We start from the raw sequence: 11,280 nt of genomic DNA on the forward strand, positions 1-11,280 counted from the left end.
ATAGTTGATCACTCTATTTATTCTTCATTTTCTCTCAATACACGAAACCGGCAAGCCACAAGGGTATAATATTTTTCTCACCCTTTTCGATCATATCGGTCATCAGAATCACTGAATCCCGGACCCGCCCTTTATCGTCCGACTGCCGCACGGAAACCTCATATTTCCGGTTCACGAGCAAATCCTCGTTTCCGGAATAATGTAATCTCGCCACGGCACACAACTGACTCGCTAAAAAAGTCTTCCGAATCATCAGCGCATCCGTATTATCCAGACAAACCGCATTCAGCAGATTCGGATTATGCAGAAACACCTGATTCGGTTTCAACCCGTTCTCATCATCACTTTCCTTGTCAAACAACAACGTCAACAACCGTGCGTTCTTCATGTAATGCAGGTAGTTCAACACCGTTGCACGGGAAACTCCGATCCGGGCACTCAACTTGCTGATATTTATATTACTGTTACCGTTCGCCACGATATAAAGCAATTGTTTCAGCTTCGTCAAATACTTCAACTCGATCTGATTATTGTACGGGATATCAAACTCCAATGTTAAATTGATATTCTTCAGTAAATAATCAATATGTGATTTCTCCTCCAAATATATGGGATAATAACCATATTTCAAATAGTTATTAAAAAAAGCTAACGGACGAACCTTTTCCAAGATATCGTCCACGATCTCCTCGTGGCGTTCCACGATTTCCTCGAAAGAATAGACCGGGAACTTGTGTCCCGTTTCCAATTCCAAAAACTCCCGGAAAGACAACCCGCTCAAGTTGTACATCTCCACAATGCCTTGAAGGTATTTATTTGACTTTACTCTTAATATGGAAGAAACGGTGAATACAATCTGCAATTCCGGGAAACGGTCGTAAGCCTCGCGTAACTCTTTATCCCAGTTCGGGTACTTGTGTATCTGATCCAACAACAATACCTTCCCCCCGAGTTTGTAAAAACATTCCGCGAAATTGTACAATCCCTCCATCGCGAAGAATAAATTATTGATATTCACGTACAGGCAAGAGGGATCATCCTTGTAATGCTCTTTGCAAAAATCCAACAGGAAATTAGTCTTACCCACGCCCCGGCTTCCCTTTATCGCGATCAATCGGGCACGATTATCTATCGTATCCAACAATCCGCGCCGAATTGCCGACGTTCTTTCTTTCATCAGAATCTTATGCGTGTTACGTAAGCTCTCCATTTTTTATTCTTTTGCAACGCAAAGGTAATAAAAAAAGCCGGATTTTGTAATCCACATGTTGCAAAACATACAAAAAGCGGGTTAAGTAATCCTTAACCCGCTTTTCTATGTTATATACTATAGAATTTCCCTGAATCCTATTATTTGTCATTCATGGAAATCAGGAACTCTTCGTTCGACCGAGTTTTCTCCAAACGATCTTTCACGAACTGCATAGCTTCCACTGAATTCATATCAGTCAGATAGTTACGCAATATCCAGATCCGGTTCAACGTGTAGTCTTCCAACAACAGATCATCACGACGCGTACTGGAAGCCGTGAGGTCTACAGCCGGGTATATACGACGGTTGGATAACTTGCGATCCAACTGCAACTCCATGTTTCCCGTTCCCTTGAATTCCTCGAAAATCACGTCATCCATCTTCGAACCGGTATCCGTCAAAGCCGTTGCCAGAATCGTCAAAGAACCACCGTTTTCGATATTACGCGCAGCACCGAAGAAACGTTTCGGCTTGTGCAGGGCGTTGGCATCCACACCACCGGAAAGAACCTTACCGGATGCGGGAGATACTGTATTATAAGCACGCGCCAGACGAGTGATAGAATCCAAAAGGATTACCACATCATGTCCGCACTCTACCATTCTCTTCGCTTTCTCCAACACGATATTAGCCACTTTCACGTGACGTTCCGCCGGCTCGTCGAAAGTAGAAGCAATCACCTCTGCCTTCACGCTGCGAGCCATATCGGTAACCTCCTCCGGGCGTTCGTCAATCAAAAGGATAATCAGATACACTTCCGGGTGATTAGCTGAAATAGCGTTGGCAATTTCTTTCAACAACATCGTCTTACCCGTCTTGGGCTGAGCCACGATCAACCCGCGCTGACCTTTACCGATCGGGGCAAACATATCCACCACGCGGGTAGAGATAGTTGCACGTCCGCTTCCGGTCAAGTTGAACTTCTCGTTCGGGAAAAGCGGTGTCAAGTGATCGAAAGGAATCCGGTCACGAACGGCATCCGGAGTCCTGCCGTTAATCTTGGAAACTTTAATCAAAGGGAAATACTTCTCTCCTTCTTTCGGAGGACGTACCGTACCCTCGACCGTGTCACCCGTTGCCAAACCGAACAACTTGATCTGACTCTGAGACACGTAAATATCATCCGGTGAATTCAAGTAATTATAATCAGACGATCTCAAGAACCCGTACCCGTCGGGCATGATTTCCAACACCCCGGAATTTAAGATAATCCCCTCGAACTCGTAATATTTATCGCGCTTGTCAAAACGCATTTTGTTACTTGTACTTTCTCTTCTGTCTTCATTTTCCGGGGAAGCATTGTCATAGCCTTCATTGCCGTATTCATCTCTGGCAGGCATAAATTCTTTCCCCTCCGACTCCTCAAAGTTCGCCTCGTCTTCATCTTGACGGATGGCATCCTCGTCACGTTCAACGCGTTTGCGTTTAATAAATTTAGGACGTACTCTTTCCCCTTGCTCTTCTTTCGGTTTCTCCCCTGTACTTTCTTCTTTTTTCTCTTCCCCCTGTACAGCGGCGTCCTTATTATCTTGTTTCTTATTTACCCGTTTCTCGAAGAACTTCCGCTCTTGTTTTTGAACAACCGGCTCACGTTTCGCTTCGACAACTTCCTCACTTTTCACCTCGGCTGCTTTTTCCGGCTGTACCTCGGCTTTCTTCTCAACCACAATCCCGCTCTCCGTGCGACTCAAAACCAAATCCTGATCTAGAATATCACTATGTACGACATTAATCGGCTGAGCCTCTTCCTTCACCTTCACGCGTTCCTTCTTTTCGGGTTGCTTCTTTTCCTCTTCTTTTGGAGGTTGCTCCTGCTTGTCTTCTACCTTTTTGTTATCCTTATTCTTGTTGAATTTAGGTAGCCCGCCTTTAGAATCTCCCACTTTTTCGGCACCCCCTCTTATGACACGCACACGAGGTTTTTTCTCTTTCGCTTCCACCGGAGCCGTTTCCTCTGTAGCCACCATAGCCTGCTGGTCCAGAATTTTGTATATTAATTCTTTCTTTTTATAGGATTCAATCCTTTTAACATTCAGTTCCTTTGCTATTTGGCGCAATTCTGAAAGTAACTTTTCATTCAGTTCTAAAATATCATACATAGAGTATCGTTATATTTGGATTATTTCTTTTTCAGTAAGTAAAAATCACTCGGCATGAACCAAGTGGAAATGTAAACTGCGACAAATTTATAAAGAATTCTTCTTACTCACAAATTGTTAGTAAAAAAAATTATTTAATATATTTCATATAAATAACCTTCTTGGTCTCAAAAAATTCTTCTTCAAAAAAATCCGGGATATTATACACGGTAATCCGCTCCCTAAAATCCTGTATTTCTTCCTCGAAATCTCCCCCTTTCAAATAAATAATCCCGTTAGGGAGATCATTGAAACTCTCCTTCAAAAGACGTTTTCTCGTCAACGCCACGAACGCCGGGAAAGCTGTCACCGCACGACTGACAATAAAATCAAACTTCTCGCTCATACTCTCCACCCGCACCTGCTCTGCCGTCACATTCTTTAATCCTAATGCAGCGGCAACCTCGTTGACCACTTTTATCTTTTTCCCGATAGAATCCACCAAATGGAAATGAACCTCCGGAAATAAAATAGCCAAAGGAATGCCCGGGAAGCCTCCTCCGGTACCGACATCCAGCACCCGCGTTCCGGGCTTGAATGAAATCACTTTCGCGATAGCCAAAGAGTGCAACACGTGATGAATCTCCAGCGCATCAATATCCTTCCTCGAAACCACGTTGATTTTCTCGTTCCACTCCCGGTAGAGTCCTTCCAACCGGTTAAACTGTTTTATCTGTATCTCGTTCAGTCCGGTAAAATACTTCTCAATCATTCCTATTATTTCTATTATATATCGGTAATACCAGCAAACAAATCACCCCGACTACGATGTACAAAAGCGTCATCGTGCCATGCGTCAGCAAAGCGAAAGTCTTCGTCATACTCTCGATTCCCTCCGTGTGCGGCAAATAAATCATCAAGGCGGCAATCACCATGAAATGCCATGCTCCCACGCCTCCCTGCACCGGGGCAACCATCCCGTAACTCGAAAGCACGAAAACAGTCAATCCCACCAAGGGACCTAACCCGGATGTAAATTTGAAACAGAAGAAACAAACATACAACATCAAGTAATACATCAACCAAATGAAAATCGTATATCCTATAAACAACCATTTATGATCGACATCTTTCACGGTCAGCAAACCTTCTTTCAATCCCGTCATAAAATGATGCAACCGGGTAAAGAAAGAGCCTTTTCTCAAAAACCAGATAAACCCGATCAACCCCAGCACCAACAGCACCAATATTCCCCATGTCACGGGAGAAGAAAACATCCCGTATAACTTTTCTTTAATATCCTCATTATTATCGAGGAATATCCCGACCTGTTTAAACTGAGTCACCACGACAATCAACGTGAGCAACAACAACATGATCATATCGAAAACCCGCTCGGTCACCACCGTTCCCAGCAATTTTGAAAAAGGCACATTCTCGTATTTACTCACCACCCCGCACCGGGTAAGTTCTCCCATACGCGGTATCGCCAGATTGGCAAAGTAACCGATCATCACCCCCATGAAACTATTCATGAACGATATTTTATACCCCATTGATTTTGTAAGCATCTGCCAACGCAAAGAACGACTTATATGACTAAGCATTCCCAACCCGATAGCAACCCAAATCCACGTGTAATTCACATCTTCCCGCAACGCCTTCATCAACTCGGCAGGATCCTGATCCCGGTACACGAGCCAAAATAAAACGACCGTCACGCACAAGAATGCAAAAAATTTTATAATCTGTTTATAAAATGGCTTCATTCAAAAAATTTAGTCAAGATTGACATTCCAATAATTTTCACAACTCAAAATAAAACCTTTATTTTGTAAGCTGGATGCAAAAGTAAATAAATAATTGGAAGTTTAACCCATAACACCCTGATTTCATTCTATGAGTATTGTTCGTGCAAAAAAACATCTGGGACAACATTTTCTGAAAGACCAGAATATAGCCCGTAAAATCACGGAAAGTTTATTACCCGTAACCAAAGGGGTACTGGAAATAGGTCCGGGTATGGGGGTACTCACTCGCCACCTGTTCGCCGATGCCGCCTTCACCGTGCTGGCAATCGACATCGACCGGGAATCCATCGACTATCTACACGAGGAATTGCCCGAACATAAACAGCAAATCATATACGGCGACTTTCTGAAATCGGATATTCGGACTTTCTACCAAGAACCGTTTTCCGTGATCGGGAATTTGCCTTATAACATATCTTCTCAAATCTTTTTCAAAATTCTCGAGAACCGGGAACTTATCCCCCAAGTGGTATGCATGATCCAAAAAGAAGTGGCGGAACGTATCAGTGCCCCCCACGGCAATAAAACATACGGCATACTCAGCGTATTCCTGCAAACATTCTACGACATTGAATACCTGTTCACCGTGGGGGAACAAGTGTTCGACCCGCCTCCAAAAGTAAAATCGGCCGTTATTCGACTGATTCGCAATAAAAGGGAAAAACTGGATTGTGACGAGAGGCTATTTTTCAATGTCGTGAAAACCGGGTTTAACCAACGCCGCAAAACCTTACGCAACTCGTTAAAACCGATAATTTCACCCGATTTCACGTCAGAAAGATTATCTTTGCGTCCGGAACAGCTTAGCGTGGATGACTTTATTGTTCTATGCAAAGAAATTGAAACGTTTAATAATTTAAAAGCCTCTGAAAAATAGGCTTTTAAACTTCTAAATACAGTAGAATATGCAACAGTTTGAACTCTCTGAAGAATTTGTTTCCCATTTGGAGAAACTCATTCAAGCCAATAACAAGGAAGACGTCGCCAAACTGGTAGAACCGTTACACCCGGCAGATATTGCAGAAATTATAGAGGAACTGGACACCGAAGAAGCCCAATACCTGTTTCTACTGTTAGATGAAGAGAAAGCCGGAGACGTACTCGCCGAGATCGAGGAAGACGAACGGCAACGCTTCATTGATTCGTTCCCTCCCGAGGTAATCGCGAAACGTTTCGTTGACAACATGGACTCGGATGATGCAGCCGACCTTGTCGGTAGTATGCCCAACGAGCAGCAACAAGAAGTACTTTCCCACATGGAAGACCTTGAACAAGCCGGCGACATCGTGGACTTGTTGCATTATGACGAGGACTCTGCCGGCGGACTTATGGGAAAAGAGCTTGTCAAAGTCAACGAAAACTGGACCGTCCTTACCTGCCTGCGCGAACTCAGTCGGCAAGCCGAAAATCTGGACGAAATATTCTACATATACGTGGTGGATGATGACAACATCCTCAAGGGAAGATTATCTTTAAAGAAAATGATCCTGACCCCCACCTCCACGAAAATAAAAAATATCTATAACCCGGACGTCACTTACGTGACGACAGACGAATCCGCCGAATCAGTGGGACGCATCATGCAGAAATACGACTTGGTCGCCATTCCCGTTGTCGACTCCATCGGACGATTAGTGGGACGTATCACGATTGACGACGTGGTAGACGTCATCCGCGAGGAAGCCGAAAAAGATTACCAGATGATGTCCGGTATCAGTCAGGACGTGGAATCTTCCGACACGGTTTGGGATCAAACCAAAGCCCGTCTTCCGTGGTTAATTATCGGGCTATTCGGGGGAATGTTAGCGGCATACATGATCTCTTTCTACGAGGCGGATATCGCCCTATTTCCTGCCACGGCAATGTTTATTCCCGTCATTACCGCCATGGGCGGAAACGTGGGTATACAATCCTCGGCTATCGTGGTAAAGGGACTTGCCTCCAATTCATTCAACACGAAAAATATCTTTCAAAGTATCACGAAAGAAATATCGTGTGCCACTATCAACGCCTGTATCTGCTCCTCGATCATCTTCATATTATCCCTCTTTTTCAACTTGAACTCCTATGCGATGCCAATCACGGTAACCATATCCTTATTCATCGTGATCATGTTTGCGTCCATATTCGGAACCGCATTTCCTCTATTGCTCAACAAAATGAAAATCGACCCCGCGCTGGCAACCGGACCGTTTATCACACTGACAAATGATATTATCGGACTGAACATCTACCTTTTCACCGGAAAAGCCATTCTGGGGTGGCTAATGTGACGATTCCACAACGCTCGAATTTGGCAGCTAATAATTACGGAAAAAATTGTTTAATTAAAAGAGTGTTGCTAACTTGCGGCGTTTTTTAGACAAGAAAGCTATTATTAAATCATAAGAATAGAATAAAATAAATTACTATGTATCAGGGAATAAAAACAGTGTCATTTGACGAGGCTGTAAAAGTAGTAAAATCCAACGATCGGATTCACATTCACAGCGTGGCTTGTGCCCCCCAAGGTCTAATTCAAGCACTTTGCAAAAGAGGTCGTGCCGGCGAATTAAAAAACGTGAGAATACAACACCTGCACACCGAGGGTAGCGCCCCTTACGCGGAGGGAGAATTCGAGGGTGTATTCTGTTTGGAGTCTTATTTCGTGGGCGGTAACGTGCGTAAACCCACCCAAGAAGGATACGCTGATTATGTACCTGTTCACTTGAGCGAAACTCAAAAATTAATCAGAAGCGGCATTCACCCGGTGGATGTTGTTATGATTCAAGTTTGTCCTCCCGACAAACACGGCTTTGTATCCATGGGTACCTCCGTGGACGCCACGTTAGCCGCTGTACAGAATGCGAAAACGGTTATTGGCGTCATCAACCCGAATGTTCCCAGAGCATGGGGAGATGCCATCATCAGATTATCTGACATTGACATCTTCTGCGAAGACAACACTCCGCTAATCGAGGCTCACCCGTCAGTTTTAACCGAGCAAGATATCGCTATCGGTAAAAACGTGGCTACCCTAATCGAGGACGGGGCTACCCTGCAAATGGGTATCGGTGCCATTCCGAACGCAGTACTTTCACAATTGGGAAACCACAAAAACTTGGGTATCCACACGGAGATGTTTGCGGACGGAGTATTACCGTTATACGAAAAAGGCGTTGTAAACAACATGAACAAGAAATTCGATAAAGGTAAAATCGTTTCTACCTTCCTCATGGGATCAAAACGAGTGTACGACTTTATTGATGACAACCCGGGAGTTGCCATGATGGACGTGGGCTACACGAATGATCCGTTCATCATTGCTCAACAACCGAAAATGACGGCTATTAACTCTGCACTTTCCGTTGACATCACCGGACAAGTAAATGCCGATTCACTCGGAACCAAATTCTACAGCGGTAGCGGCGGCCAGTTGGATTTCATCCGCGGTGCGGCAGCCAGCGAAGGTGGTAAACCTATCATTGCCCTTCCCGCCGTAACCAACAAAGGTGTTAGCAAAATCTGCCCGACACTGTTGAATGGAGCCGGAGTCGTTACCACTCGTTTCGACGTACACTACATCGTAACGGAATTCGGTATTGCGGACCTTTACGGCAAAACACTCCAAGACAGAGCGAAAGCACTTATAAACATCGCTCACCCGGATCACAGAGAGTCGCTTGACAAAGCAGCATTCGAAAGATTTGGTAGTCACTACCACTTCATTTCAAAATAAGAACAATAAAGAGGAAGCCGGTTGCTTCCTCTTTTTTTTATTACTACATTTGTGTGACACAAATAAACTGGCAACCACTATGATGGATTGGAATAAATTATTATCGTCAAGACGCTATCAACCGGGAAACACGATCACGATGTTTCATTCACACGATCGTTCACAATTTCAAAGAGATTACGATCGTTTGATATTCTCATCCCCCTTTCGTCGTTTACAAAACAAGACACAAGTATTTCCCCTCCCGGGAAATATATTCGTGCACAACCGTTTGACTCATAGTCTTGAAGTTGCCAGCGTGGGACGTTCACTAGGTAATAAGATAGCTCAATTTGTCAAAACCAAAGAAATTCTGGAACACCCGGAAATATTGGAAGAAATCGGAACAATCGTGAGTACGGCATGTCTCGCCCACGATTTAGGAAATCCGCCTTTCGGACATTCGGGCGAAGAAGCCATCTCTTATTTTTTCATCGAAGGCGAAGGACAATACCTCAAAAAACTATTGACTGACGAAGAATGGGCTGACATCAGTCACTTTGAAGGAAATGCAAACGCATTCCGTCTATTGACTCACAGTTTCAACGGAAGACGCCCGGGGGGATATACCATGACTTTCACCACCCTCGCTTCCATCGTTAAATATCCTTTTGAATCCAAAGCCTCCCTCAAGGGACATAAATACGGTTTCTTCCAAAGTGAAAAGGAAATTTACAAAGAAGTAGCCGAAGAACTCGGAATTATCCAATTAAGCGAAAAACCGCTGCAATACGTCCGCCATCCATTAGTTTATCTCGTGGAAGCCGCGGATGATATTTGTTATCAAATCATGGATATCGAAGATTCCCACAAACTGAAAATCCTATCGTATGAAGAGACAACAAAAATTCTACTCAATTTCTACGATAAAGAAGCAGACAAAGAAGACTTGAAAACCATTGCGCGTACCTTCAAAATTGTAACGGACAAGAATGAATATATCGCCTTCTTACGAGCCGGGATCATCAATAAATTAATCAACGCCTGTGCCGACATCTTTTGCCAGAACTACGAGGCAATCATGAACGGTACATTCAAGGGCAGCTTAATAAGCCATCTTAGTGGTACTAACAAAATAGCTTACGAAGCTTGTACGGAAGTGGCATATTCTCGGATTTATCACACGAACATCGTCACCCAAATACAGATTGCCGGTTTCAAAATACTCGCGACCATACTAAAAGAATACATTGATGCCGTTCTAAAACCGGAAACTTATTATGCCCGCAATATCCTTTCCGTTATGCCAGAACAATACAAAGTACATAAAGACGACTCCATATACACGAAAATACAAACCGTAACGGATTACGTTTCCGGTATGACAGACTCCTATGCCTTAAACCTATATCGAAAAATAAAAGGCATAGAACTACCCGAAATCAGGTAAAAACAATTGAAAATAGAGAAATATCTTCCGAAGCAAGATAGTATTCCAACTCCTCCTCTGTTTATAGAGGAGGTGGCACGAAGTGCCGGAGGAGTTTGTTGATTTTAAATCGAGAGATTTTGATTAAATACCTCTCGTCATATAAGCGACGCTTCGTTAATCATTAAATCTAAAATTAAAGAACTCCCTCCCCCTCCGGGGTACTCCCTCTATAAACAGAGGGAGAGCTAAAATACCATTTACACCATAAAAAAAGAGCGACTCTTTTCAGAATCGCTCTTCTCTAAATCTGGCATCGACCTACTCTCCCACCTCTCGGCAGTACCATCGGCGCTAACGGGCTTAACTTCTCTGTTCGGGATGGGAAGAGGTGGATCACCGTCGCTATAGACACCGTTTAATAAAATTGAAAGTTGAAAATGGAAAATTGAAAATTATTCCCAATCATCACTATCTCCAAGCTTCCGTCACTCCATCGTGGCGCTCCCGCCACCGTGACAATATCTTTTAAAGTTCATCATTTTTATCACGCATTGAAAATCTAACGTCGGTTCTTCAAAAATGGTGACATTTCATCATTTTCAATTCTCGACTTTCAATTTTCAATTGCCATTGTCATCTTGACAATGGCCCGGAACGTTAAACGTATCATCTAACCCGCCGAACGTCAACTCTCGGGTGATTAGTACCACTCGGCTTTGCCGTCACCGGCTTTACACCTGTGGCCTATCAACGTCGTCGTCTACAACGACCCTGAAAGGAGATCTCATCTTGAGGCAGGCTTCGCGCTTAGATGCTTTCAGCGCTTATCCCGTCCGCGCGTGGCTACCCGGCCGTACGACTGGCGTCATAACCGGTTCACTAGCGGCGCGTCCAACCCGGTCCTCTCGTACTAGAGTCAGGACCTCGCGAATCTCCAACGCCCACGACAGATAGGGACCGAACTGTCTCACGACGTTCTGAACCCAGCTCGCGTGCCACTTTAATCGGCG

Annotated in this window: 8 protein-coding genes and 2 rRNA genes; 4 read left to right on the top strand and 6 right to left on the bottom strand. The window is 44.1% G+C overall.

What is annotated here, in order from left to right; translation table 11 throughout:
- Positions 1–34: 34 nt before the first annotated feature.
- The 4 genes from Q5866_RS15290 to Q5866_RS15305 all read right to left on the bottom strand — a co-directional run bounded on the left by Q5866_RS15290 (position 35) and on the right by Q5866_RS15305 (position 5,099).
- Complete coding sequence (locus Q5866_RS15290; protein WP_303181135.1) at positions 35–1,210, bottom strand: AAA family ATPase; 1,176 nt, start codon at positions 1,208–1,210, stop codon at positions 35–37.
- Between the two features lie 140 nt (positions 1,211–1,350).
- The gene (rho, locus tag Q5866_RS15295; RefSeq protein ID WP_303181137.1) at positions 1,351–3,351 is read right to left on the bottom strand and encodes a transcription termination factor Rho; all 2,001 of its coding nucleotides are present in this window, start codon (positions 3,349–3,351) and stop codon (positions 1,351–1,353) included.
- 130 nt (positions 3,352–3,481) lie between these two features.
- A complete protein-coding gene (gene rsmG, locus Q5866_RS15300; protein WP_303181143.1) occupies positions 3,482–4,108 on the bottom strand; it encodes a 16S rRNA (guanine(527)-N(7))-methyltransferase RsmG in 627 nt (208 codons plus the stop codon).
- Positions 4,095–5,099, bottom strand: a complete 1,005-nt coding sequence (locus tag Q5866_RS15305) for a lysylphosphatidylglycerol synthase transmembrane domain-containing protein (RefSeq protein WP_186977992.1) — start codon at positions 5,097–5,099, stop codon at positions 4,095–4,097. Before Q5866_RS15305 ends, rsmG begins: the two co-directional genes overlap by 14 nt.
- Positions 5,100–5,229: 130 nt before the next feature.
- Between Q5866_RS15305 and rsmA the strand changes: the two genes are divergently transcribed.
- The 4 genes from rsmA to Q5866_RS15325 all read left to right on the top strand — a co-directional run bounded on the left by rsmA (position 5,230) and on the right by Q5866_RS15325 (position 10,288).
- Positions 5,230–6,018, top strand: a complete 789-nt coding sequence (rsmA, locus tag Q5866_RS15310; protein WP_303181139.1) for a 16S rRNA (adenine(1518)-N(6)/adenine(1519)-N(6))-dimethyltransferase RsmA — start codon at positions 5,230–5,232, stop codon at positions 6,016–6,018.
- Between the two features lie 28 nt (positions 6,019–6,046).
- A complete protein-coding gene (gene mgtE, locus Q5866_RS15315) occupies positions 6,047–7,414 on the top strand; it encodes a magnesium transporter (protein ID WP_099290056.1) in 1,368 nt (455 codons plus the stop codon).
- A gap of 137 nt (positions 7,415–7,551) precedes the next feature.
- On the top strand, positions 7,552–8,859 hold the full coding sequence (locus Q5866_RS15320) for an acetyl-CoA hydrolase/transferase family protein (RefSeq protein WP_099290055.1): 1,308 nt from the start codon (positions 7,552–7,554) through the stop codon (positions 8,857–8,859).
- Positions 8,860–8,938: 79 nt separating this feature from the next.
- On the top strand, positions 8,939–10,288 hold the full coding sequence (locus Q5866_RS15325) for a deoxyguanosinetriphosphate triphosphohydrolase (RefSeq protein WP_099290054.1): 1,350 nt from the start codon (positions 8,939–8,941) through the stop codon (positions 10,286–10,288).
- A 287-nt stretch (positions 10,289–10,575) separates the two neighbouring features.
- Here the strand turns inward: Q5866_RS15325 and rrf are convergent.
- Positions 10,576–10,686, bottom strand: a 5S ribosomal RNA gene (gene rrf / locus Q5866_RS15330).
- Between the two features lie 265 nt (positions 10,687–10,951).
- Positions 10,952–11,280 (bottom strand): 23S ribosomal RNA (locus Q5866_RS15335); the annotation flags it as partial.

This window comes from uncultured Butyricimonas sp. (genome assembly GCF_959596855.1).
Classification (GTDB): domain Bacteria; phylum Bacteroidota; class Bacteroidia; order Bacteroidales; family Marinifilaceae; genus Butyricimonas; species Butyricimonas muris.

Excerpts from the sequence above, each read along its gene's own strand:
- Q5866_RS15320 (WP_099290055.1), top strand. The coding sequence starts at position 7,552 with ATGTATCAGGGAATAAAAACAGTGTCATTTGACGAGGCTGTAAAAGTA.
- rsmA (WP_303181139.1), top strand. The coding sequence starts at position 5,230 with ATGAGTATTGTTCGTGCAAAAAAACATCTGGGACAACATTTTCTGAAA.
- rho (WP_303181137.1), bottom strand. The coding sequence starts at position 3,351 with ATGTATGATATTTTAGAACTGAATGAAAAGTTACTTTCAGAATTGCGC.
- Q5866_RS15305 (WP_186977992.1), bottom strand. The coding sequence starts at position 5,099 with ATGAAGCCATTTTATAAACAGATTATAAAATTTTTTGCATTCTTGTGC.
- Q5866_RS15325 (WP_099290054.1), top strand. The coding sequence starts at position 8,939 with ATGATGGATTGGAATAAATTATTATCGTCAAGACGCTATCAACCGGGA.
- mgtE (WP_099290056.1), top strand. The coding sequence starts at position 6,047 with ATGCAACAGTTTGAACTCTCTGAAGAATTTGTTTCCCATTTGGAGAAA.
- Q5866_RS15290 (WP_303181135.1), bottom strand. The coding sequence starts at position 1,210 with ATGGAGAGCTTACGTAACACGCATAAGATTCTGATGAAAGAAAGAACG.